General features: G+C 60.2%; 21 protein-coding genes, 1 tRNA gene, 1 other RNA gene, 2 pseudogenes and 1 riboswitch. Of the genes and pseudogenes, 17 read left to right on the plus strand and 8 right to left on the minus strand.

From position 1 onward, the window contains the following. Positions 1-11 precede the first annotated feature (11 nt). The 15 genes from E0E29_RS10070 to tnpC (E0E29_RS10140) all read left to right on the plus strand — a co-directional run bounded on the left by E0E29_RS10070 (position 12) and on the right by tnpC (E0E29_RS10140) (position 12,917). A complete protein-coding gene (locus E0E29_RS10070; RefSeq protein WP_130849743.1) occupies positions 12-800 on the plus strand; it encodes a sirohydrochlorin cobaltochelatase in 789 nt (262 codons plus the stop codon). 17 nt (positions 801-817) lie between these two features. Continuing rightward, positions 818-1,008: riboswitch (cobalamin riboswitch) on the plus strand. Positions 1,009-1,036: 28 nt separating this feature from the next. Next, a complete protein-coding gene (locus E0E29_RS10075; protein WP_130849744.1) occupies positions 1,037-1,753 on the plus strand; it encodes an energy-coupling factor ABC transporter permease in 717 nt (238 codons plus the stop codon). A 13-nt stretch (positions 1,754-1,766) separates the two neighbouring features. Further along, a complete protein-coding gene (locus E0E29_RS10080; RefSeq protein WP_130849745.1) occupies positions 1,767-2,060 on the plus strand; it encodes an energy-coupling factor ABC transporter substrate-binding protein in 294 nt (97 codons plus the stop codon). 2 nt (positions 2,061-2,062) lie between these two features. Then, positions 2,063-2,845: a cobalt ECF transporter T component CbiQ gene (cbiQ, locus tag E0E29_RS10085; protein ID WP_130849746.1), complete on the plus strand. Its 783-nt coding sequence runs from the start codon at positions 2,063-2,065 to the stop codon at positions 2,843-2,845. Next, positions 2,842-3,687 (plus strand): ATP-binding cassette domain-containing protein, encoded by an 846-nt coding sequence (locus E0E29_RS10090; protein WP_130849747.1) that lies wholly within the window; start codon positions 2,842-2,844, stop codon positions 3,685-3,687. The genes cbiQ and E0E29_RS10090 overlap by 4 nt, the downstream gene beginning before the upstream one ends. 4 nt (positions 3,688-3,691) lie before the next feature. Beyond that, on the plus strand, positions 3,692-4,372 hold the full coding sequence (cobI, locus tag E0E29_RS10095) for a precorrin-2 C(20)-methyltransferase (protein ID WP_130849748.1): 681 nt from the start codon (positions 3,692-3,694) through the stop codon (positions 4,370-4,372). A gap of 28 nt (positions 4,373-4,400) precedes the next feature. Then, on the plus strand, positions 4,401-5,654 hold the full coding sequence (gene hemA / locus E0E29_RS10100; RefSeq protein ID WP_130849749.1) for a glutamyl-tRNA reductase: 1,254 nt from the start codon (positions 4,401-4,403) through the stop codon (positions 5,652-5,654). Continuing rightward, positions 5,617-6,069 (plus strand): precorrin-2 dehydrogenase/sirohydrochlorin ferrochelatase family protein, encoded by a 453-nt coding sequence (locus E0E29_RS18725; RefSeq protein ID WP_130849750.1) that lies wholly within the window; start codon positions 5,617-5,619, stop codon positions 6,067-6,069. Before hemA ends, E0E29_RS18725 begins: the two co-directional genes overlap by 38 nt. Then, positions 6,066-6,956, plus strand: coding sequence for a hydroxymethylbilane synthase (gene hemC, locus E0E29_RS10110; protein WP_130849751.1), 891 nt, complete (start codon positions 6,066-6,068; stop codon positions 6,954-6,956). Before E0E29_RS18725 ends, hemC begins: the two co-directional genes overlap by 4 nt. After that, positions 6,941-8,446, plus strand: a complete 1,506-nt coding sequence (gene cobA / locus E0E29_RS10115) for a uroporphyrinogen-III C-methyltransferase (protein WP_130849752.1) — start codon at positions 6,941-6,943, stop codon at positions 8,444-8,446. The genes hemC and cobA overlap by 16 nt, the downstream gene beginning before the upstream one ends. Continuing rightward, on the plus strand, positions 8,433-9,416 hold the full coding sequence (hemB, locus tag E0E29_RS10120; RefSeq protein ID WP_130849753.1) for a porphobilinogen synthase: 984 nt from the start codon (positions 8,433-8,435) through the stop codon (positions 9,414-9,416). The genes cobA and hemB overlap by 14 nt, the downstream gene beginning before the upstream one ends. Further along, entirely contained in the window at positions 9,416-10,696 is a 1,281-nt protein-coding gene (gene hemL / locus E0E29_RS10125; protein WP_130849754.1) for a glutamate-1-semialdehyde 2,1-aminomutase, read from the plus strand. Before hemB ends, hemL begins: the two co-directional genes overlap by 1 nt. Positions 10,697-10,911: 215 nt before the next feature. Beyond that, positions 10,912-11,241: an IS66 family insertion sequence element accessory protein TnpA gene (gene tnpA, locus E0E29_RS10130; RefSeq protein ID WP_130849755.1), complete on the plus strand. Its 330-nt coding sequence runs from the start codon at positions 10,912-10,914 to the stop codon at positions 11,239-11,241. Next, the gene (gene tnpB / locus E0E29_RS10135; RefSeq protein ID WP_130849756.1) at positions 11,235-11,591 is read left to right on the plus strand and encodes an IS66 family insertion sequence element accessory protein TnpB; all 357 of its coding nucleotides are present in this window, start codon (positions 11,235-11,237) and stop codon (positions 11,589-11,591) included. Before tnpA ends, tnpB begins: the two co-directional genes overlap by 7 nt. A gap of 96 nt (positions 11,592-11,687) precedes the next feature. Next, complete coding sequence (tnpC, locus tag E0E29_RS10140) at positions 11,688-12,917, plus strand: IS66 family transposase (RefSeq protein WP_423202454.1); 1,230 nt, start codon at positions 11,688-11,690, stop codon at positions 12,915-12,917. Here the strand turns inward: tnpC (E0E29_RS10140) and tnpC (E0E29_RS19255) are convergent. From tnpC (E0E29_RS19255) to E0E29_RS10175, 8 genes and pseudogenes are all read right to left on the minus strand, one after another. Beyond that, positions 12,822-14,287, minus strand: a pseudogene (gene tnpC, locus E0E29_RS19255) (IS66 family transposase); the annotation flags it as partial. The gene tnpC (E0E29_RS10140) and the pseudogene tnpC (E0E29_RS19255) sit on opposite strands and share 96 nt — an antisense overlap. A gap of 217 nt (positions 14,288-14,504) precedes the next feature. Further along, positions 14,505-16,106 carry a recombinase family protein gene (locus E0E29_RS10155; protein WP_130849759.1) on the minus strand — a complete coding sequence of 534 codons (1,602 nt, stop codon included), beginning with the start codon at positions 16,104-16,106 and terminating at the stop codon, positions 14,505-14,507. 206 nt (positions 16,107-16,312) lie between these two features. After that, entirely contained in the window at positions 16,313-16,453 is a 141-nt protein-coding gene (locus E0E29_RS18210) for a hypothetical protein (protein WP_006575254.1), read from the minus strand. A 324-nt stretch (positions 16,454-16,777) separates the two neighbouring features. Further along, positions 16,778-17,311: pseudogene (locus E0E29_RS10160) on the minus strand (HAD-IC family P-type ATPase); the annotation flags it as partial. A gap of 379 nt (positions 17,312-17,690) precedes the next feature. Next, complete coding sequence (locus tag E0E29_RS18730) at positions 17,691-18,899, minus strand: hypothetical protein (protein WP_242622450.1); 1,209 nt, start codon at positions 18,897-18,899, stop codon at positions 17,691-17,693. Further along, positions 18,835-20,454 carry an acyl-CoA dehydratase activase gene (locus E0E29_RS18735; RefSeq protein WP_242622451.1) on the minus strand — a complete coding sequence of 540 codons (1,620 nt, stop codon included), beginning with the start codon at positions 20,452-20,454 and terminating at the stop codon, positions 18,835-18,837. Before E0E29_RS18735 ends, E0E29_RS18730 begins: the two co-directional genes overlap by 65 nt. A gap of 71 nt (positions 20,455-20,525) precedes the next feature. Continuing rightward, entirely contained in the window at positions 20,526-21,200 is a 675-nt protein-coding gene (locus E0E29_RS10170) for a hypothetical protein (protein ID WP_207303596.1), read from the minus strand. A 342-nt stretch (positions 21,201-21,542) separates the two neighbouring features. Then, a tRNA-Ala gene (locus E0E29_RS10175) sits at positions 21,543-21,618 on the minus strand. 401 nt (positions 21,619-22,019) lie between these two features. Here E0E29_RS10175 and ffs point away from each other — a divergent pair. Together ffs and dnaX are read left to right on the plus strand one after the other, a co-directional pair. Next, an RNA gene (gene ffs, locus E0E29_RS10180) (signal recognition particle sRNA large type) lies at positions 22,020-22,284 on the plus strand. An 89-nt stretch (positions 22,285-22,373) separates the two neighbouring features. Next, positions 22,374-24,101, plus strand: coding sequence for a DNA polymerase III subunit gamma/tau (gene dnaX, locus E0E29_RS10185; protein WP_130849760.1), 1,728 nt, complete (start codon positions 22,374-22,376; stop codon positions 24,099-24,101).

A 24,101-nucleotide genomic window follows, 5' to 3' on the forward strand; every position in this document is an offset into this window, starting at 1 on the left:
GGGAGACCACAATGACAGAGAAAGCGGTTTTGGTGGTGTCCTTCGGCACCACCCACCTGGATACCCTGGAAAAGACCATCCAGCCCATCGAGTGGGACATCGCCGGGCGGATGCCCGGCCGGGTCCAGCGCCGGGCCTTCACCAGCGGTATGATCCTGCGCCGTCTGGCCGACCGGGAGGGGCTGCACATCGATGACGTGCCCCAGTCCCTGGAGCGGCTGGCGGGGGAGGGCTGTACCGACGTGGTGCTCCAGCCCACCCACATCATGAACGGGGATGAGTTCGACAAGCTGTGCGCCCAGGCCGAGCCCTTCCGGGCAAGATTTGCCCGCATGGCTTTTGGCCGGCCCCTCCTCACCACGCTGGAGGACTACCGGGACCTGGCTGCCGCCCTCACGGAGATTCTTCCCGAGGCGGAGGCGGACACCGCCCACGTTTTTATGGGCCACGGCACCGAGCACTTTGCCAACGCTGCCTACTGCCAGCTGGAGTATATGCTCCACGACAGCGGCCGGACCGACGCGGTGCTGGGCACCGTGGAGGGCTATCCCGGCCTGGAGGAGGTCTTCCGGCGGCTGGGAGAGCGGAAAACGGTGCAGAAGGTGGTCCTCCACCCCCTGATGGTGGTGGCGGGAGACCACGCCAAGAACGACCTGGCCGGCGACGAGCCGGAGAGCTGGAAGAGCCAGCTGCTGGAGCGGGGCTACCAGGTGTCCTGTGAGCTGAAGGGCCTGGGGGAGTACCCCCAGATCCGCGCTCTCTTCGTCCGCCACGCCCTGGAGGCGGCGGAGGACCGTTGAGTCCGGGCCTGTGCCCGTTCTCATATACCGTACAGGGTGTCCCACGGGGACCTAACAGGGAAGCTGGGTGAAAATCCCGCGCAGTCCCGCTGCCGTGAGAGGGGAGCCGCCCCGCAGAGCTGCCACTGGGCCGGAGAAAAGGCCCGGGAAGGCGCGGGGAAGGCGGTGAGCCTTGAGCCGGAAGACCTGCCCTGACGTATCCGCCCTGCGAGAGACAGGGAAAAGGAGAGATCCCGATGAAGCAACGCAACTACACCAACGTGAGGCTCCTGGCGGCCATGGTGGCCGTGCTGGGCCTCAGCACCCTCAGCGCCTCGGCCATGCACATCGCCGAAGGCTACCTGCCCAAGACCTGGGCCTTTGGCTGGATGGCCGTCTGCGTCCCCTTTGTGGTGGCCGGCTTTCTGTCCATCCGGAAGAAGGTGGAGCGCAGCCCCAAGGCAAAGGTCCTGCTGGCCATGTGCGGCGCCTTCGCCTTCGTCCTCTCGGCGCTGAAGATCCCCTCGGTCACCGGCTCCTGCTCCCACCCCACCGGCGTGGGCCTGGGCGCCATCCTCTTCGGGCCTACCGCCACCACCATCCTTGGCCTCATCGTTCTGCTGTTCCAGGCCCTGCTGCTGGCCCACGGCGGCCTCACCACCCTGGGCGCCAACCTCTTCTCCATGGCCATCGTAGGGCCCATCGTGTCCTGGGCGGTCTATCAGGCCCTTAAGAAGGCGGGGGCCAAGCCGGCGGTGGCCGTGTTCTGCGCCGCCGCCCTGGGCGACCTGCTGACCTACGTGACCACCTCCTTCCAGCTGGGCGTGGTCTACGGGAACGTGGCGGAGTATCTCACCATCTTCGCCGTGACCCAGATCCCCCTGGCCATCGCCGAGGGCCTCCTCACCGTGGTGGTCTTCAACGTGCTGGAGAAGTATTCCGCCGCCGAGCTCCGTGAGCTCGCCGTGCTGTAAGGAGGGGACGAACATGAAGGTATGGCAGAAAAACCTGATCCTCATCGGCCTTGTGATTTTGCTGGCGGCCTTCCCGCTGTGGTACTGCCGGGATGCCGAGTTCGGCGGCGCCGACGGCATGGCGGGGGAGCTCATCGAGGAGAGCAACCCCGACTATGAGCCCTGGTTCCAGCCCATCTTTGAGCCGGCCAGCGGCGAGGTGGAGTCCCTCCTCTTCGCCCTCCAGGCCGCCATCGGCTCCGGCATCGTCTGCTTCGTGCTGGGCCGGGTGACCGCCAAAAAACCGGAGGACCAGAAGAAGGTGTAACCATGGGGACGGACCGATATGCCTATCTCTCCCGCCTCAGGCGGGTGGACCCGGTGGCCAAGGTATGGGTCTCCCTGGCGGTGCTCCTCCTCTGCCTCTTCAGTGAGAGCATCGGCGTGGGCCTGGTGACCCTGTCCGCCATGAGCGTCCTCAATGTAGCCCTGGGGGGGCAGCGGCCCGGCACCGTCCTCCACTTCATGAAGGTGCCCCTGGCCTTCCTGGTCATCGGCTGCCTCACCATCGTCATCCGGCCCATCCCGGCGGAGGAGCCGGCCCTGTGGGCAGTGTGGCTCTTCGGCCGGTTCCGCTGGGGGATCACCCAGACCTACCTCCACATAGGGCTCATGGTCTTCTGTAAGGCCATGGGCGCCATCTCGGCCATGTATTTTCTGGCCCTCAATACCCCCATGACCGACCTCATTCTGGCCCTGGAGCGGCTCCACGTTCCCAAGCTGCTGGTGGAGCTCATGGAGCTCATCTACCGCTTCATCTTCGTCCTCATGGACACCGCCGGGCGCATCCGGGTGGCCCAGGAGTCCCGGCTGGGGTACGGCAACTTCCGCAAGAGCCTGGACCACATGGGGGACCTGGTGTCCCTGGTGTTCCTCCGGGCCTGGCGGAAGGGGGACAAGGTCTATACCGCCCTGGAATCCCGGGGCTATGACGGCAGTCTCACCACCCTGTCCGCCGCCTATACCGGCGGCGGGCAGGTGTATGCCTGGGGGGCGGCGGCAGCCGCCCTCCAGGTGGTGACCCTGCTGCTGGAAAGGAGGCTCCTCCTGTGAGCTATGCCATCGAGGCCAAGGACCTCTACTATACCTATGAGGACGGGACCGTGGCCCTGAATCACATCTCCCTCCGGGCGGAGCAGGGGAAGATCACCGGCATCCTGGGGGCCAACGGGGCTGGAAAATCAACCCTCTTCCTCAACCTCAACGGCGTCCTCACCCCCAAGGAGGGGACGGTGACGGTGAACGGGAAACCCGCGGTCTACGACCGCAAGGGCATCCGGGAGATCCGCCGCCAGGTGGGCATCGTCTTCCAGGACCCGGACGATCAGCTCTTCTCCGCCGATGTCTACCGGGATATCTCCTTCGGGGGTGTGAATCTGGGCCTGCCCGAGGAAGAGGTACGCCGCCGGGTGGAGGCGGCCATGGAGCGCACCGGGGTGAGTGCCCTCCGGGACAAGCCCACCCACGCCCTGTCCTTCGGGCAGAAGAAGCGGGTGGCCATCGCCGGCGTGCTGGTGATGGAGCCCAGCGTCATGATTTTGGATGAGCCCACCGCCGGACTGGACCCCCAGGGGGTCAGCGACATCATGCACCTCTTGACCGAACTGCGGGACGGCCTGGGCATGACCATCCTTATCGCCACCCACGACATGGACATCGTCCCCCTCTACTGTGATTACACCTACCTCCTGGGCGGGGGCAGGGTAATCCTGGAGGGGACGCCGGAGGCGCTCTTCGCCCAGCCCGAGGAGCTGCGGAAAAACAACCTGCGCCTGCCCCGGATCGCCCACCTCATGGAGATCCTGCGGGAGCGGGACGGGCTGGACACCACCCCCACCGCCGCCACCATCAGCGCGGCCCGGCGGGAGATCAATCGACTGTTACAGGAGAAGTGAAAGCATGGAGAGAGGAAAGCTGTACGGTGTAGGCGTGGGCCCCGGGGACCCGGAGCTGGTGACCAAAAAGGCGGAGCGGGTCCTGCGGGAGGCCGATATTGTGGCCGTCCCCGACAAGGGCGCGGGGGAGAAGACCGCCCTCAACATCGTCCGCGATATCGTGGCAGGGAAAGAGCTTCTCTACTGCCCCACCCCCATGGTGCGGGACCGGGCGGTGCTGGACGGCTGCTACGAGCAGATCGCCAATGACATCTGTGTCCTGCTGGACGAGGGCAAGAACGTGGCCTTCATTACCCTGGGGGACCCCACGGTATACTCCACCTATATCTACGTCCACAAGAAGGTCCTCTCCCGGGGCTACGAGGCTGAGCTCATCCCCGGCGTGCCCTCCTTCTGCGCCGTGGCTGCCCGGCTCAACACCTCTCTCTGTGAGGGGGCGGAGCGGCTCCTCATCGTCCCCGCTTCCCACGACGCCGCCGACTGTCTGGACATCCGGGCCAATAAGGTCTTTATGAAGGCGGGCAAGGCCATTGGGGAACTCCAGACCCAATTGGCCGAGCGGGGCATGCTGGAGCATGCCTCCCTGGTGGCCAACTGCGGCATGGAGGGGGAGCTGGTCTGTCCCCACTTTGCCGATATGTCCGACGGCACCGGCTATTTTTCCATCGTTCTGGTCAAGGAATGAGACCCATCAAAAAGGAAGTGAGACCCAAATGGTCATCATGATGTCAGGTCTGGATTACTCTCTGGCCCCCATCGAGCTCCGGGAGCAGCTCTCCTTCACCAAGGCCCAGGTGGGGGCGCTGGTGGAGCGCATCCGCTCGGAGGTGGAGGGGGTGCTGGGCTGCGTCCTCCTCTCCACCTGCAACCGCACCGAGCTCTATCTCTCCTGCGAGAAAGGGCGGGAGCTCCAGCCCGGGGAGGTGCTCTGCGCCGCCGTGGGCCTGAGCTATGCCCCCTTCGCCCGGGCCTTTGTCACCCGCCGGGGCAGCGACGCCGCCCGCCACCTGATGGAGGTCTCCGGCGGGCTCCAGTCCCAGATCTGGGGGGAGGACCAGATCCTCTCCCAGGTCAAGGGGGCCATCGCCATCGCCCGGGAGGAGGGTGCCGCCGACCCGGTGCTGGAGACCCTCTTCCGCAACGCCGTGGCCGCCGGCAAGGAGATCAAGACCAAGGTCCGCCTCACCGGCGTGGCCACCTCCGCCGCCGCCCGGGCCGTGGAGGTGCTCAGGGGCCAGATGGGCTCCCTGGTGGGGAAGAAGGCCCTGGTCATCGGCAACGGGGAAATGGGCCGGCTGTCGGCTACCCTCCTGCGGGAGGCCGGCTGCGCCGTCACCGTCACCCTGCGGACCTACCGCCATGGGGAGACCGTGGTGCCCGCCGGCTGCGGCGTGGTTCCCTACGACGACCGCCTCTCTGCTATGGAGGGGATGGACATCGTCCTCTCCGCCACCACCAGTCCCCACTATACCGTCACGGCGGAGCAGGTGAGCCAGCTGGGCTGCCGACCGTCCTATGTGGTGGACCTGGCCATGCCCCGGGACGTGGACGCAGCGGTGGGGGACCTGCCGGAGGTCCGGCTCTACAACGTGGATACCCTGGGGGCCGAGCGGCACCAGGGGGAGGTCCCCGCTGAGGCCCTGGACATTTTGGACGACTATATGGGCCGGTTCTATGAGTGGAACAACTACCGGAAATGCCTGCCCGCCATCGAGGACCTGAAGACGGCCATCACCGAGCGGGTCCTCACCTACCCGGAGGTGGAGGAGGACCTGGACGCCGAAGATCTCATCGAGCTGGCGGTGGGACGGGCGGTGGACCTCCTCACCGGCGGGCTCAAGGAGCATATCAGCCCGGAGGATCTGGAGCGGTGCGTGGGCAAGATCAAGGTCCACACCGCCGTCAAGAGCCGGGAGAGGGAGGGCAGCCATGACCGAAAACGCATCCCGTTTCCCGCTATTTGTTGACCTCACCGGCAGGCGCTGCGTCATCGTGGGGGGCGGCGCCATTGCCCAGCGCCGTGCGGCAGTGCTGGCCCGCTTCGGGGCAGCGGTCACCGTCATCGCCCCCACCTGGATCGGGGACGCCCCCGGCGTGGACTGGCAGGCGCGGCCCTATGCCCCCGGCGATCTGAAGGGGGCCTTTCTGGCGGTGGCCGCAACGAATGACCGGTCGGTGAACCGGCAGGTGGGGGAGGAGGCCCGGGCATTGGGCATCCCCGTCACCGTGGCCGACTGCCGGGAGGAGTGTACCTTCTTTTTTCCCGCCGTCTGTGAAGGCGGCGGCGTGACCGCGGGGCTCATCTCCCGGCACGGCACCGACCACCACCGGGCGGCTAAGGCCGCCAAGGCAGTGCGTCAGGCATTGGAGGGATTGGATTGAAGAAGCTGAGAGCGGGGAGTCGGGAGAGCCGGCTGGCCGTCATCCAGACCGAGCTGGTCATGGAGGCCATCCGGACACAGGACCCCGACTGTGAAATAGAACTGGTTACCATGAAGACCACCGGAGACAAGATCCTGGACCGCACCCTGGACAAGGTGGGGGGCAAGGGCCTTTTCGTGAAGGAGCTGGACGCCGCCCTGCTGGACGGGCGGGTGGACTTCACCGTACACAGCTGCAAAGACCTGCCCATGGATTTGGATCCCCGTCTCCCCCTGGCGGGCTTCTCCCGCCGGGCCGACCCCCGGGACGTGTTGGTGCTGCCCGAGGGAGTCACCGAGCTGGACCCAGAAAAGCCCATCGGCTGCGCCAGCGCCCGCCGGGCCCTTCAACTTAAGAAGTTGTTTCCGGGCCAGCCCATCGCCCCCGTCCGGGGCAATGTGATCACCCGGCTGGCCAAGCTGGACAGCGGACAGTATGCCGCCCTGGTCCTGGCTGCCGCCGGGCTCAAGCGGCTGGACCTGGAGGGGCGGATCACACGCTATTTCTCCACCGATGAGATGATCCCCGCCGCCGGACAGGGCATTCTGGCCGTCCAGGTGCGCTCGGGGGAGGACACCGATTATCTCGCCGCCTTCCTGGACCGGGACGGCACCGACTGCGCCACGGCGGAGCGGGCCTTTGTCCGGCGGCTGGACGGCGGCTGCTCCTCCCCAGTGGCGGCCTTTGCCACAGTGGAGGGGGATACCCTTACCCTCCGGGGCATGGACATTACATCGGTGGGTGAGCCCATTTTCGACACCATCACCGGCCCGCGCAGCCAGGGGGAGGCCCTGGGCATCGCGCTGGCCGACCGGATCAGGGAGGGAACGGCATGTACGGCAAGGTGACACTGGTGGGGGCGGGTCCCGGAGACCCTGGACTCCTCACCGTCAAGGGCCGGGAGGCCCTGCTGGCGGCACAGGTGGTGGTCTATGACCGCCTGGTGAGTCCCGCCATCCTGGCGCTCATGCCGGAGGAGGCGGAGCAGATCAACGTGGGCAAGGAGGCCAGCCGCCATCCCGTCCCCCAGGATCAGATCAACCGCATCCTGCTGGAAAAGGCCCTGGAGGGCAAGAATGTGGTGCGGCTCAAGGGGGGAGACCCCTTCCTCTTCGGCCGGGGCGGCGAGGAGTTGGAGCTTCTGCTGGAGCACGGCGTCCCCTTTGAGGAGGTGCCCGGCATCACCTCGGCCATCGCCGTGCCCGCCTACGGCGGCATCCCGGTGACCCATCGGGACTTCACCTCCTCCCTCCACATCGTCACCGGCCACGCCCGGGCGGGCAAGGCCCTGGACATTGACTTCGAGGCCCTGGTCCGCACCAAGGGGACCCTGGTCTTCCTCATGGGGGTGAGCAGCCTCCCCGACATCTGCGAGGGGCTCTTGAAGGCGGGCATGGACCCGGACACCCCCGCCGCCATCGTGGAGCGGGGCACCACCCCCGCCCAGCGGCGGCTGGACGCCACCGTGTCCACCCTGGCCCAAACGGCGGCAGAGGGGAAGGTGGAGAGCCCGGCCATCAGCATCGTGGGCCAGGTCTGCTCTCTGGCCAAGGACTTTGACTGGTTCGACGCCCTGCCCCTGAAGGGGAAGCGCGTCGTGGTCACCCGCCCCAAAGAGCGGGTGGGCACCCTGGCGGGTCGCCTGCGGAAGCTGGGGGCCGACGTCTTTGAGTACCCCTGCATCCGGACGGAGCCCATCACCCCCTGTCCCGCCATGGAGCAGGCGGTGGAACACCTGGCCGACTACGAATGGCTGGCCTTCACCAGCCCCGCCGGGGTGGAGGCCTTCTGGGCCATGGCCCAGGCCAAGGGCTGGGACGCCCGCGTCCTGGCTGGGGTCAAGCTGGCCGCCATCGGTACCGGTACCGACAAGGCTCTCCTGGGCCACGGACTCCGGGCTGACTACATCCCCGAGGTTTACGACGCCGCCCACCTGGGGACGGGCTTGGCCGCCTTGGCCAAGGGAAAGGTGCTCCTCCTCCGGGCGGAGTGGGGCTCTCCCGCCTTGACGGAGGCCCTGGAAGGGAGTAACATTTCCTATGACGACATCCACTGCTACACCACCTCCTATGAGAGCGAGCACGCCGCCGCCCTCCGGGACCTGGTGGCGGCGGGTCAGGTGGACCTGGTCACCTTCACCAGCGCCTCTACGGTGAAGGGCTTCGTGTCCTCGGTGGGGGAGCTGGACTTCTCCGGCCTCACCGGGGCCTGCATCGGGGCGCAGACCGCCGCCGAGGCGGCAAAGCACGGCATCCCCACCATTGTGGCGGAGCGGGCCACCATGGACGCTCTGGTCAATATCATTATCAAAGAAGGTCAGACAAATGGAACTCATTAACCGGCCCCGCAGACTGCGGCAGAACGACTCCATCCGGCGGCTGTGCCGGGAGACCCGACTCTCCCCGGACAGCCTCATCTATCCCATCTTCGTGGACGAGACCCTGAAGGGCAAGCGGGCCATCCCCGCCCTGGACGGCCAGTTCCACTACGGCCTGGACGCCGTGTGCGAGGCGGTGGAGGAGTGCATCCAGGCGGGCGTGGGCCGGTGTATCCTCTTCGGCCTGCCCGCCCACAAGGACGCCGTGGGCTCCTCCGCCTGGGATGAGCACGGCGTGGTCCAGGAGGCCATCCGCACCATCAAGGCCAAATACCCCGACTTCTATGTCATCACCGACGTGTGCATGTGCGAGTACACCGACCACGGCCACTGCGGCATCCTCTGCGGCCACGAGGTGGACAACGACAAGACGCTGGAGGTCCTGGCCAAGACCGCACTCTCCCACGCCCAGGCCGGCGCCGACATGGTGGCGCCCTCCGACATGATGGACGGCCGTATCGCCGCCATCCGGGCCATTCTGGATGAGCACGGCCTCCAGAACGTGCCCATCATGTCCTACTCCGCCAAGTACGCCTCCGCCTTCTACGGCCCCTTCCGGGAGGCCGCCGGCTCCGCCCCCTCCTTCGGGGACCGGAAGGGTTACCAGATGGACCCCCACAACCGCCGAGAGGCGCTGAAGGAGTGCGCTCTGGATGTGGAGGAGGGCGCCGACATCCTCATGGTGAAGCCCGCCCTCAGCTACCTGGACGTGATCCGGGAGTGCTCCGATGCCTTCGACCTGCCCATGTGCGCCTACTCCGTCTCCGGCGAATACGCCATGATCAAGGCCGCCGGCGCGGCGGGGCTCATCGACGAGTACAGGGTCATGTGCGAGAGCGCTCTCTCCGTGTTCCGGGCGGGCGCCGACATGCTCATCACCTACTACGCCAAGGAACTGGCTCAGGCCATGAAGAAGGGGGATATCGGCTGATGGAGCGCTCTCAGGAACTCTTTGACCGGGCCCAAAAGGTCCTCCCCGGCGGCGTCAACTCCCCGGTCCGGGCTTTTCGGGCAGTGGATCTGTGCCCCCGGTTCATTACCAAGGCCCAGGGCGCCTATATCTACGACGCCAACGGCAAGTCCTACATTGACTACGTCTGCTCCTGGGGTCCCATGATCCTGGGCCATGACCACCCGGTGGTCCGGGAGGCGGTGGAGAAGGCCGTGAAGGACGGCCTCTCCTTCGGCGCTCCCACCGAACGGGAGGTGGAGATGGCCGAGCTCATGACCGAGCTGGTCCCCAACATCGAGATGGTCCGCATGGTGAACTCGGGCACCGAGGCCGTCATGTCTGCCATCCGCCTGGCCCGGGGTGCCACCGGCCGGGACAAGATCATCAAGTTTGAGGGCTGCTACCACGGCCACTCCGACTGCCTGTTGGTGAATGCCGGCTCCTCCGCCCTGGCGGGAGGGCACCCCTCCTCCGCCGGCGTCCCCGAGGACATTGTCAAGCACACCCTCACTGCCCAGTTCAACCGCCTGGACACAGTGGAGGCCCTGCTGAACGAGTACCCCGGCCAGGTGGCCTGCGTCATCGTGGAGCCGGTGGCCGCCAACATGGGCGTGGTGGCTCCCGCCCCCGGTTTCCTGGAGGGCCTCCGTGCTCTGTGCGACAAGTCGGGCGCCCTCCTCATCTTCGACGAGGTTATCACCGGCTTCCGCCTGGCTCTGGGCGGTGCCCAGGAATACTTTGGGGTGAAGGCTGATCTGGTCACTTTTGGCAAGATCATCGGCGGCGGTATGCCGGTGGGCGCCTACTGCGGCAGCCGTGCCCTTATGGAGCAGGTGGCGCCCTGCGGCCCGGTGTACCAGGCGGGCACCCTCTCGGGCAACCCCGTGGCCATGGCCGCCGGTCTAGCCCAACTCCGGTACCTGAAGGCCCATCCTGAGGTCTACGACTACATCGGTACTCTGGCCAAGGAGCTGGCCGACGGCATGCGGGAGGCGGCGGAGCGGCACCACGCCGGTGTGGCCGTCAACCAGATCGGTTCCCTGGCGGCCCCCTTCTTCACCCCCAACGCCGTCACCACCTTTGTGGACGCCAAGGGCAGCGACGTGGGCCGGTACGCCCGCTACTTCAAGGGCATGCTGGAGCGGGGCGTCTACCTGGCCCCTGCCCAGTTCGAGGCTATGTTCGTCTCCGCCGCCCATACACGGCAGGACCTGGCCCGGACCCTGGAGGCCGTGGACGAGGCTCTGGCCGAGCTGTAAGTTTTTATATAGTCTATCCCCGGGGCTGCACAGCAGTCCCAGGGATATTTTTTTGCAATTTGTGCCCTTGAACGTACAGATACCACGCGATAACAACGTGCCCTGTACACGTTGAATCGTAACCGTCAAAGGAGCAGGCGGATAGACATGTATGAGATAATAGTGCTGGAACGTAGCGGAACGTTCCAGCACTATTTTGTACGGGGGGTCTTGCAGTGACATCTATCGAGTTGAAACACCAGGCACAGTTACAGGAATGGGCTTCAGCAATCAAGGCCTGCCGGAGCAGTGGGCTGTCGGTAGGCCAATGGTGCCAGGAGAATGGAATCGCGGTATCCACCTATTTCTCCTGGCAGAGGAAGGTGTTCCAGGCCCTGAAAGAAGTCCAGGAGGTAACCTTTGCAGAGGCGCCAATCATGGAGCGTTCCCAGCTCTCCGGGCATATCGTAGCCGCTATGGAGGTAAGCGGTGTGCGGATCCAGGTCTATGGGGGAGCGGATGAGGCCACACTGCTGGCGATCCTCCGGGCAGCAAAGTCATGCTGAACGATTTTAGTTGCAGCTGTCCGGTGTACATCGCCTGCGGATACACAGACCTGCGGCGGGGCATTGATGGACTGGCCACTCTGGTAAAGAGCCAGTTCCAGATGGACCCGTTTCAGCGGGCGCTGTTTCTGTTCTGCGGGCGGCGGCGGGACCGGCTCAAGGCGCTGTACTGGGAGGGAGACGGCTTTTTACTGCTGTATAAGCGTCTGGAGAGCGGCAGTTTCCAATGGCCCCGGAGTACGAAGGAAGTGCAGACCCTGACGCCTCAACAGTACCGCTGGCTGATGGAGGGACTGAAGACAGAGCAGCCCAAGGCAAACAAAGCAGTGAGCGGCCTGAGCGTGATCTGATACCGGAAAGCATTGAAAATGCTGGCTTTTTAACCTGTTTTATGGTATCATTTTCTCATGGAAAACGAGAAGAAGACTGCCGCAAGCACCCCGGAAATGGTGACCATCTCACGGGCGGAATATGAAGAATTGAAGCTCCAGAACCAATGGCTTCTGGAGCAGCTTGGTCTTGCAAAAAAACGGCAGTTTGGCACATCCTCAGAGCGGCTCCAGGAGGGCCTAATGGACCAACTGTCTCTCATGGCAAATGAGGCGGAGGCCTACGCCTATGGGACGAAAAATGCCACAGCGGAACAGGTGGCGGTGAAGGCCCATGCCCGCAAGCGGCACAGCGGCAATGTACTGGATATCGTGCCGGAGGGAACCCCTACGGAAGTGGTGGAGCACCGCCTTTGCGAAGAAGAGCGCACCTGTGATACCTGCGGTGCCGTGATGGAGGAGATTGGGAAAGAGGTGCACCGGAGCCTGAAGATGGAGCCGGCCCGGTTCTGGATCCGGGAGGATGTGTACTACACCTACGCCTGCAAGCAGTGCGAGGCGGAAACAGGCGAAGGCAATCTCCGGAAAACACCCAAACAGCCGACGCTCTGCCCAGGCAGCTTCGCCTCACCAGAGGCGGTAGCCCATATCATGACGCAGAAGTTTGTCATGTACTCACCGCTGTACCGCCTGGAGCAGGAGTTTCAGCGGCAGGGGCTGAAGCTGTCCCGGCAGACGATGGCCAACTGGATCCTGCAGGCCTCGGACACCTGGCTGCGGCCGGTGTATGACGCCCTGCACCGGAAGCTGTGCCGGGAAACCGTGCTGCACGGGGATGAGACCACGCTGCAGGTGCTGAAGGAGCCGGGCAGGACCTCTACGAGCAAGTCCTATATGTGGGTCTACCGGACCAGCGGCTGCGCCGAGTATCCCATTGTCCTGTATGAGTACCAGACCAGCCGGAAGGCGGAGCACGCGGCGGCCTTCCTCAAGGACTTCTCCGGCTGGCTGCACGCAGACGGCTACCAGGGCTACCACAAGCTGCCCGAGAATATCCGGGTGGTGGGCTGCTGGGCTCATGCCAGGCGAAAATTTGACGAGGCGCTGCAAACGCTGCCCAAAGAGAAACGGCAGGAATCTCTGGCGGCCACCGGCGAGTGTTACTGCACCAGGCTGTTNTTTCAAACAAGCCCTAGCCTTTGCCGTCTCTACTATCGAGTATACAATGGCACTGGATTCTGCACCCTTCACGCTGTCACAAAACAGCCAGTTCTTTCGGCCCGCAACAAATGGACGGATCGCATTTTCGGCCAAGTTGTTAGAGATAGGAACCTCAGGAGAATCTAAAAACGCCGTCAGTTGGTGCTCCTGGTTCAGCGAATAGCGGACTGCGTCCTCCAGCTTGCTGCCTTTTTCGGGGTGTACCGTTTTTAGCCAGCAAAAATACTCCTCCAGAAGGGGACGAACCACATTCTGGCGGTATTCATTGCGTGTTTTCGGTAATATATAGCTCGTTTTGCCATCCAGGGTGAACAGCTTGGTACAATACCGGTATCCCACTGCCGCTTTGCTCGTTTTCACAGTTGCTCCGTCCGGCATAGCTTCCCGCCATTTTCTCCTGGCGTGGGCCCAACAGCCGCAATGGGTAACATTTGCAACCTGGTTGTACCCAGCATAACCATCCGTCACCAGATAGCCGTTAAAACCTTTTAGAAAGTTTGCGGGCCGTTTTCCACTACGGTCTGGCTGGTACTCAAAGATTCGGATGGGCTTTTTGCTGCCTTCCCCGCTGGCGTATACCCACATCCGGGACTCAGAGGCTGCGGCTTTGCCATCCTCTTTCAAAACCTGCACAGTGGTTTCATCCGCGTGGATCACGGTGTCTTCCAGCAAGGCCTGCTTCATATGCCGGTACAGAGGTTTCAGCCAGGTTTGGGTACACTGGATCACCCAGTTGGCCAGTGTGCGCGGCTCAACTCCACTCCCTGTCTGGCCCAGATCTTCTCCTGGCGGACCAAAGGAAGCCCGTCCACATATTTCTTAATTATGACGTCAGCCACGGTAGAGGGAGAAGCCAGAGAATGCTTCATCAGGGCAGCAGGCGCCTGTGCGGTCAGGATATGGGCAAAGCCGGTGTCCTTTTCGCACTTGTCACAGGCGTAGGTACAGCTGTAGTATTCCAAAATTTTTTCTTGCTGCGGAATAATAATCAATTCCCGGCGAACCAGCTTCTTACCAATCAGCCGGAACGTACCACCACACTTGCTGCAGTTCAACTTGGATTCCGGCAGCTGGAGTATAATCTCCTCTACAGGGAGATTTTTTGCCAGTTCAGCAATTGTGCGCTTTTTCTTTCGGGCATGCGCCTTTACCGTAAAGGTCTCCTCGGTGGGTTCTTCTGCCTTGTGGTCCTGCACCTGTTCCGCTTCATTAAACAGACAAATCTGGTCTTCGCTTAAAACATAGGCCTTTTTCTCGCTGGACTGTCCGAAACGGGCACGCTGAGCGTTGAGAAGGATCTCATTCATATGATCCAACTTCTTTTTCAGGTTATCAATCTCGGCCTGCTGTTGCCGGATGGTTGTCTGGAGTTCTGCCTCACTCCTCGGCCACTGAAATCGTCCATTGGACAGACGCTTGTATAGCAGAATACCTTTCCAGAGAAGATGATCCTTCCACCATTCCAACCGGAGACTTTGACAGGGAAGGGCGGACATATACCCTTCTGGATATTCTGAAAAACGATCAGACGGAGACAGATACAAAGGAGCATATCGAGGTTATCACGCGGGACATGGACACCAAGGATATGGCCGAGATCATCCAACTTCTGGAGCCAGAGCTGGAAATCACCACCGAGGACGGCTAATGTCCGTCATCCGGGAGAATGTGATGGACAGTCAGGCTAGCCAAACGGCTGCTTCCGATTGCCCATCAGCGCACCGTCCTTTCTATGGTTTCGGCCAGCTCCAGCCCGTTTTTCAGGCGGAAGCGGAGTCGCTCATTGCTTTCCACGATGATTGTTTCAACGAGCTCACCGAACAACTCTGCGTCAAAGCTGTCAAGGAAGTCCGGGCCATCGTCCAGGATTTCCATCAGCTCTCTTGTTTGGGCGATGGTGTTGTCGCCATCGACGGCCAGAAGACGCTCCTTTTTCAGCTTTACAGCGCTGAGCTGCTCGGCCAACTCATTGCTCTGGGATATAAAAATGTCAGGATCAATGAGGCCCTGTTGTTTCAGCGTGGCCAACATTTGATTCTGACTGGTAAGATCGGATATTTGCTTGTTGAGTTCAATGACATCCAGGCTCCAGAGCATCCGGCGGTTGCGGATGGCTTGGAGCGAAGTGGTCATCTCCGTAAGGATTGGTTCGCCATGGTGCTTGAGGTTATAGTATAGCTGGAGAAAAGCCTCCTCGATTTTGGCTTCCTGAATTTGCGCCATACTGCATTCATGATTACTTTGGTTGTGTTTGCGACATATCCAATAAGGAGTAGCTCTGCATACTTTCCTGCCAAAGTAGGTACCGCAATTTCCACATACAATTTTGCGAGCAAAAATGTGCTTGTCGCGGGACCGCTTGGAAATCCTATCTCCTTTTTTACGAAATAATATCTGAGCCTTGTCAAATGTGTTTTGATCGATGATGGGAGGATGGCTTTCAGATATATAGTATTGATCTTTGCTCCCCAGATTCCTTTTTTTCTTGATAGGCAATGTGTCAGTTGCATAGTATTTTTGGAGGAGGGAATTTCCGGCATATCTCTCGTTTTGAAGGATATAGCAGATGGTGGTATATTGCCAATATGGAGTTCCATCTCGGGTTGGTATTCCCAGCTTAGTGATTTCTGCCGCAATGTCTGCTGTACTCTGTCCAGATAGGTATCGGGCAAAGATCATGCGGATGATTTCTGCTTCAGACTCCTCGATTTCGAGTTTTCCTTCCCTAAGACGATATCCAAACGGTGCTTTGCATGTAATAAACTCCCCGCTTTGCATTCTCTGCTGATAGCTCCACCGCATATTGCCGGAGATGGATTCGCTCTCGGCCTGGGCGAAGGAGGCGAAGAGCGCAGTCATCATTTCGCCGGACATCGTCGCAGTGTCAATGTTCTCTTTCTCAAAGTAGACGCCGACACCGAGTGATTTCAGCTCTCTGATGGTTTCCAGGCATTCCTTGGTATTGCGGGCAAAGCGGGAGATGGATTTTACCAGCACCCTGTCGATCAGCCCTCTGCGGCAATCTGCCAAGAGCCGCTGGAAGTCCTCACGCTTTTCAGCCGATGTCCCAGTGATACCCTCATCTGCGTATATGTCTACCATTCTCCAGTTTTCCTTGCTGGAGATCAGGTCACTGTAGTGACGGTTCTGGGCGGCGAAGGAGTTGAGCTGGTCATCAGAGGCGGAGCTGACACGGGCGTATGCCGCAACCCGCAATTTGGCGTTTTGGGGCTTTTCGGTTGCCTCGATGGTGATGACCCGGTATTGCTTTTCCCGAAGCGCCATGCTGCCGTCGGTCATCAGCTTTTCCGCCATGTCAGTTCACCTCCTTTTTTGCAACACAAACTAGGGATGAGCAAAACGTACGTTTTGCAAAATCCAGCCACAGCATATAGTATGCTCTTTGTTCTCTGCATTCTATATATAGTATGCTTCCGAGAGCAAATAGGAGTTTTGCTCATCCCTAGCAACACAAACAATACCACAACACCTTTGAAATAGCTATTGAAAAGAGTGCGATTTCAGAAAGAAAGGATAATGTCCGCACCGGTCTGCGCGGCAATTCTAGCCAAAATTTTGCGGGCCTCTCTTTCTGTGGTTTTCTTCTGCTCTATCAGCGCGCGGAGCAGTTGGGCAATGCCGCACAAATCGATATTTGTCATCTCGTTTCCTCGCTTTCGTGGATTTGTTTTTGATAACAGAAATATGGGACCCGATCAGGGAGTTTGAGGAGAAAAGGAAGAGGAGTGTAGAGGGGGAAAGATGAAGAACTCAGAGAAACGGAGGTTGAGAAGAAGAGGATGTACTGTGATCAGATCCCATATTTCTGCTATCAAAAGAAAAACAGAGGGCCGCTCCCAAAGGTCAGGTGAGCGAGTGTAGGTTCCGAGTCTGGAGCGGCCCTTTGTTTCTTGATGCTACTTAGTCGCCTGTATTCGACACTACTTCCCCAGGCAGGGCGGCAACTTGAACTGTGCTGGCGCACATCATGGGACTCTCACCCCTCCGAGGATCTCTCCGAGCCGCGTAAGCAGAAGTATCATTGTATGCAGCGTGGCGGAGGTGGCTGGCGGCAGGACTCCGGCCACACCCAGAGCGATCAGCGCGCCGCTGAAGCCGATGACGAAGCGGTAGTTGGAGTGGATGCGCGCCATCAGCGCCATGGCGAGGCGTCGCAGTTCTACCAGTTCCTAAAGGCTGTCGGCAGCGATGGTGATGTCCGCGATCTCCCGGGCGATGGCGGCACCGTCGCTGATGGCGATGCCCGCGTCCGCCTCGGACAAGGCCGGCGAGTCGTTGATACCGTCGCCCACCATCAGGACAGTATGCCCCTCCCGGCGGAGCCGGGCCACATACTCCGCTTTGTCTGCCGGAAGGACTCCGGCGCGGAAGTCGTCCACTCCCACCTGGGCGGCAATGGCTGCGGCGGTGCGGTAACAGTCGCCGATGAGTATATCGGTGCTGGCGATGCCGTGGGACACCAGATACTCCACCTTGGAGTGGTACGCCTCATGTCGCAAACCACGAAGCTCGACTTCCTCCGCAATAGTTCCTACACAAACAACGCCGCCTGCGATTGGAAACTGGGATGGAATCTCTGGCAAGTGGATACCTAATTGACGGTGGCCTCACCTTCAAATACCGTTCAGCCCACGGGGATAATGCCGCTTGCTTGGACCTCTGTGGCATTTGCTGGCAGGATTGGGGCGTAGGGAACAGCACCTGACCTGAGCTGTGCGCAACCAGACACGATCCCCATTCAGGAACATACATTGGGGCAGATCAGCAACATTTTTTCTTGTCCACTCCTCCGTTGGTTTTTCTGTAACCTCGGCGGATAAAAAACCAAAGGAAGCTTGTATAAACTGTTTGCGAGGGCGGGAGACAAGATTCTCAGGCCTATTTTAAATAATAATAGAGGAAGGAGTTTAGGCGGGACCAGGAACTCTCATCCCAGTCGCTGTCCATAGCCAGATGGAAGTGAGAGGTTCCGTCTAGTGCGCCAGTCATATCAAGCACTGTTTCTGTGTTTTCATACCGGGGAGCCAGAGTTAAAACGCCGGCCGATGTTCGGCCAAGTTCCCGTGCCTTAGCCAAACGGTACCGACCATTGGCCCCGGCAAATCCCGGCAGCAGCTGATCCGCTGCAGTACGCATCCCTTCCGGATCTTTTGAGAAGCTGCTTCTCTCCCTCAATAGGCGGCCCAGATCTGCCATTTGCTCTGTCCAGGAAGCGGCTGTGACACTCCCGGAATCCCGCCAGAGAAACCAGAGGTACTCGCTCAAGGGGGCACGATACAGAGACCGGCCCTGCTGCTCCAGCGTTTCCAGCACCCCGTCGTTCAGAGCAAACAGCGTAAGGGGTTCTCCCACCGCGGCTAGAGGCTGGCTCTTGACAGGGATGCTCCCGATTTGCGAGGCCAGCGCATTCAGACTGTCCCAATCTGGAATATCGTGTGGACTTAGTGCGCTGCGCTGCTCAGGCGGGGCACACAGTATGAGATCTCCTGTCAATACAGCCCGGAACAACAGATCGGGGTCTGGAACATGTTCCGGCAAGGTTTCCAGTTCCGGGGAAACCAGGGTCACCCGCCCTAGTCCCCGGTTGGCAAGCACTGCCTCTACTGCCCACGGGTACTGGCCGTCGGCCTCCGCGCCTTGAGTGGAGGGAATCAGCATCTGAAAGGGATCGGATTCCTTCTCCGCTGCGTTCAGAATACCACCCAGTAATGCGGGGAAGGGAAGGTACTCTTTGGAACTGGTCTCCCCCCGGCCCAAAACCAGGGAAGTGCCGCCCAGAGGCATGGGATGGGTTTCCACATTCCATACCATTTCAGCATATTTCCTAAGATATGTGGTAAACGGCGGCAGATCCAAAACATATAAAGGGCCGTGGTTTGATTCTGGGGTATCAACGACTTTGGTAGAGCAGTGTTCCACAGCTGTGAGCTTAAAGTGATCCGGCAGTGGCTGAGAGGAACGGCTTTCCAGACTCTGGAGAAATGCCTCGATGCGAGTAATAACGCCTACTGGTGAGAAGTGCTCATCCACTTCGATGTGCAGATAGGGTTTTTCGCCCATCTCCTTCCGGAACAGATAGGAGAGCATCGTATGCTCCACTGATGGAGAAGCAGGGAGAGACTGTGAGCCGATCTCCAAATTCCTGGCGGAAAGCGGCCACGATGCCGGGGTTATAGGCCACACCGCCCTGGAGCACAATATGGTGTCCTACTGGCTTGCTCCCAACTACTTTGTGGAGATAATTTCGGACAATGGACTGGCACAAACCGGCTGCGACCTCTGCCTGGGTGGCTCCCTGTGCCTGGGCAGATAGGATAGCGGTCTCGATAAACACGGTGCATCGCTCTCCCAATTCCACAGGGGCCTTTGCAGTAAGTGCCAGGCGGCCGAAGTCCTTCAAAGGGATGTTCATGCGTGCGGCCTGCTCCTCCACAAAGGAGCCGGTTCCGGCAGCACAGATTTTGTTCATTTGAAAGTCTGCAACCTGCCCATTCTGAAGGGAGATGTATTTAGAATCTTGACCGCCGATCTCAAAGACGGTATCTGCTTTGGGCATACATTGGATGGCAGTTCTTGCCTGGGCTGTAATCTCATCTCGCACGGCATCCGCACCGATGAGCCGGCCGATCCGCTCTCGTCCGGAGCCAGTGACGCCAACTGCCAGAAGGGGAATCCGCCCAAAACGGGAGCGGATATTCTCCAGGCCCTTTCGCACCGCAGCCTCCGGGTCTCCGGCGGTGCGAAGATACTGGAAGTCCACCAGTTCTCCGAATTGATCCGTGAGAACCAGGTCTGTGCTGGTAGAACCTACATCAATGCCCAAAGCGCAGCCCTGTGGTGGGATATGGCCGGAAACAGGCGGATCAGATACAAAAACCTTGGGATCAGGCCCCAGTGGCTGACGACGGTGCAGCCGGTCTTCCGTGTTTGAATCCTGCCCACACAGAGAGGCCAGTAGTTCTCCCATGGAACAGGTGCCTGCCTCCTGAGCAGCCAGCGCAGCCCCGGCGGCGCCGGCGTAGAGGAAATTCTTCGGTAAAATCAATTCTTCTTCCGTGAGACCAAAAACATCCCGAATAGCCCGAAGAACCCCCGCATTGTAGCCAACTCCGCCGCATAAAGCCACAGGCTTCTCCACAGAAAGTCCCCGCACAATGACTGCTTTATAGTTGCGGACCATTGCGTAGCAGAGCCCCAGCAGAATGTCAGGAGTATCCTCATACGCCGTGAGGAGAAACGGCGCGGCCAGATTACGGTCTGACATTCGATAGCAACGCGCACGCCAGTGCTGCCAACGCTCCCGATGACTATCGCTCAGGAAAAATCCAATGGAGCAGCCATTGAAACTCCTCTCTAAGCGGGCTTGAAGCTGCACTCCCGCTTCAGAGAAGAAGCAATCCCTGACAAACTCGTTGAGGTCAACCGCACCGGCCACGATCCGTTCATCCAGACAGACGCACTGCTCCAAAGGGCAGGGATGATGGCGTCTGAAGTTGATACAGTATTGGCACTCCGTGTCCTCGTTGGAATATTGGAAACCGGGAGAATACCGGCCGTGACCTCTGGGCTTGAAATTGGGCGGGGTCATCATCTGCCGTTCCAGATGGAACAGCGGTGTATCCCGCATGAAATAGCGTGTCATAGGGGATGTACTCCTTTCAGTAAAACGAAAAAGCGCCGGAGTCTTATTTCTAAAACTCCGGCGCCTGAATATTACATGATCGGTTCCTGGCTGTAGGGTTCCATGGGGTGCTGATCCTGCTCTCTTATGCGCTCCAGGGCATCGGGAGCTGCAATGGCAATTTGCTCCTGAACGCCCCGGATGCACTTTTCCTGCTCAGCAGTCAAGTCAAAACCAGCGTCCAAGGTGTCGGAGCAGCAGCGGTAGATTTCGATAAGCTGTTCCTGATTGAAGATTTGCTGTTTGGAAATGAGGCCGGCGCGGATGGCGAAGTCCTGCTTAGCACCTACATAGTTTTCCTGAAAGTAATTGCCCTGGTTGAGACCTGTGCGGTCAAAGCTCCAGTCCCATGTGACGAATTGGACGCCAAGCCGGGTGGGATGGGCAGCCAACACGGCTCCGTTGAAGTCAGCCAGCAGACGGTAGTCACCGGTCAGACTTTGGGCTTGCAGGAGCGGAGCCTGTTCCAGCAGCGTCATGTACTCCCGCACGGTGCAGGCCAGATCGGTGGCTCGCTCACAGGCTCGTTCCCGTTCCGGCGTCGCTACATCCTCCTGCCAGTAGCGAACGCCTCCGTCCGCTGTGATCCGGCAAAGGGGGAGACCATCCCACTCCACAGGAAGCAATTCATCCTGTTCCGGCTGCGGAGTGAATCCCTCACGGTGGAGAGCGGTGCGAAGCTCCTGAAAAAACTGTTCTCGGTTCATTTACTACCTCCTGATATTTAGTGCCCTTTTTGAAATTGCCTGAAAACGAAAAAGGGCGCCAACCTATTGGTCCATCACGACCAACAAATTGACGCCCCCAAACTTTGTGTATTCTATTGGCAGAAAAATAGCGCCCTTTTTGAAAATTGATGCTTCAAAAAGGGCGCTACATGGTTTCTGGTGTTGCCAACCTTCGAGAAGAGGGGGTTCGAATCCCACCAGTTAGGGGGAAACAGCGGTTGGCATCTATGGAATCATCCGTAAATTTTCGAGCTGAAAAAGCCCGGAAACGGTTGATGCCACTGGCTTTTCGCCAGTGGCATCTATACCGTTTTGATTTTATGGTGGACCCAATCGGGATCGAACCGACGACCTTACGGATGCGAACCGTACGCTCTCCCAGCTGAGCTATGGGCCCATATATCTGTCACGGTTGACTGCCAAGCGAGTTACCGGACCAAATATATGATGGTATGAAGTTTTAATAAAAGAGGATGCGAACCGGATGGGAGCCATGTGAGCCACCGGCCCCAAAAAGGGGGCATATAACTGGCCCGCATGCTCTCCCAACTGCGCTACAGGCCCAGATGTAATTTTTTTGACGAAAAAGGTAATGCCGACAAACGCATTAAAGAAAATGAATCATAGGCAGAACGCCTCAAGATACTGACTCAACGGACAATATTATAGCATAATTCTAAGTTTTGTAAAGCCTTTTTTTGAAAAGCAGAAATACGGGATTGATAAATCGAGGAAAGTGTAGTACAATACCCTATACCGGCTTTGCCGGACCCGGTCGTGGTCCGGCGCGGAGCAAGGCCGCACTAGTTGGGGAGATAGCGGTGCCCTGTACCTGCAACCCGCTACAGCAGGGATGAATCCCGGTCCCCGGAGCTGCGATGTGTCGTCTGCCCCAGGTAAGCGGCGATGATAGATTGGTCCTGCGCAACGGAAACCCGTGAACCATGTCAGGCGGGGAACCGAGCAGCATTAAGCGGATCCTTCCGTGTGCCGCAGGGTTGCCGTTCTTGAGTTGGCTACCTGGGTTACGGACATAGCGTAGTATTCAAAGACCGGTGTGCGGTCTTGTTCTGCGTCGGAAGAAGTCGGATAAGAGAGGGAGGGGCACGGCGCAACCGCGTCCCTCTCTTGCTGTTTTGGGAGGGATGGACGTTGTATCAGGCACTCTACCGGAAGTGGCGGCCCCGCACCTTTGACGATGTGGTGGGCCAGACACATATCACAGAAACGCTGAAGCGGCAGGTGGCTACCGGCCGCCTCTCCCATGCGTACCTATTCACCGGCACTCGGGGCACCGGCAAGACGACCTGCGCCAAAATTCTGGCCAGGGCCGTCAACTGTGAGCACCCCGTGGACGGAAACCCCTGCAACCAGTGCGATGCCTGCCGGGGGATCGAAAACGGCTCTATCCTGGATGTGCTTGAGCTGGACGCTGCCTCCAACAACGGTGTGGACCAGGTCCGTGCCCTCCGGGACGAGGCCGTCTATACTCCTGCCGCCGTCCGCAAGCGGGTCTACATCGTGGACGAGGTCCACATGCTCTCTACCGCTGCCTTCAACGCGCTATTGAAGATTTTGGAGGAGCCTCCTGAGCACCTCATGTTTATTCTGGCAACTACCGAGCTCCACAAGGTTCCTGCCACCATTAAATCCCGCTGCCAGCAGTTCTCCTTCCAGCGCATCCTGCCCGGCGATATCGCCGCCCGTCTCCACTATGTGGCGGGGCAGGAAGGGATCCAGCTCACCACAGAAGGGGCATCGTTGCTGGCCCGGCTGGCCGACGGGGGACTGCGGGATGCTCTGTCCTTGTTGGACCAGTGTGCCGGCACCGACGGGCCGGTGGACGAGGGGCGCATCCTGGATGCCCTGGGCCTGGCGGGCAATCTGGAGTCGGCAAAGCTCATGGGTATGGTGGCCAAGCGGGATACGCAAGGAGCCCTGGAGGATCTGGCCCGGCTGTACAGCGGCGGTAAAGATGTCTCTACGGTACTGGGAGAGCTGTCCGCCCTGACCAGGGACTTGCTCATCCGAAAGACAGCTCCACGGTCGGGAAGCGCGCTCCTCAGCGGAAACTGGGATGAGACTACCATGCGGGGGCTTTCTGAACACTTTACCGCCCCCCGGCTGGTTTGGATACTGACAGTACTCCAGGGGGTTCTGGCCGACCTGCCCCGGAGCAGCAACCGGCGTACGGATGCCGAACTTTGCCTGATGCGGCTGTGCGACGAACGTCTGGACGAGAGCGTCCAGGCCCTCTCTGCCCGGCTGGACCGAGTGGAGCAGCAGCTCTCGGCCGGTGTGCCTATGATGCAAGTGCAAAGTGTTTCCACATTACAGAAAACCGAGTCTGAGCATTTAGAAAAATCGTTGGACACCATCTGCATGCAAGTAGAAACACCTGCCGGAGAAAAGGCTGCTGCGCAAGTCTCGAAGACGCCGGCTGAGGTGGAAGAGACCCCGACCGCACCGGTGAAAACGGAGCCCCCAAGTGCCTCGATTCAGCAGCAGACGACAGCGGTTCCAGCGGCGGCTGGAACAACTGACGATGGGAGTTTCTGGCGGGCACTGGCCCCGGCGTTACGGGACAAAGTGCCCCGGAACGCCTGGTCTTTCCTGGGAAATAGCAGTATGGTCCAGGGCCATCTGGAACCCGGGGTCCTCACACTGTGGGTGGACGACGAGCTGGTGAAGGGTGTAGTGAGCCGTCCGGCGGTGCTGGAGGCAATCCGGGTTCTGGCCCAAGCCAAACTGGGCGAGGCGGTGCGGGTACAGGCCAGGGTAGGGAAGTCCTCTGCCGGGGCGTCTGTGTCCACCCATGACAATCTGGACGATCTGCTGGCCATGGGCCGGCGGTTTAATAACATTACCATCAAGGAGTGA

The sequence above is a fragment of the Intestinimonas timonensis genome (assembly GCF_900626145.1).
Taxonomy (GTDB): Bacteria; Bacillota; Clostridia; order Oscillospirales; family Oscillospiraceae; genus Intestinimonas; species Intestinimonas aquisgranensis.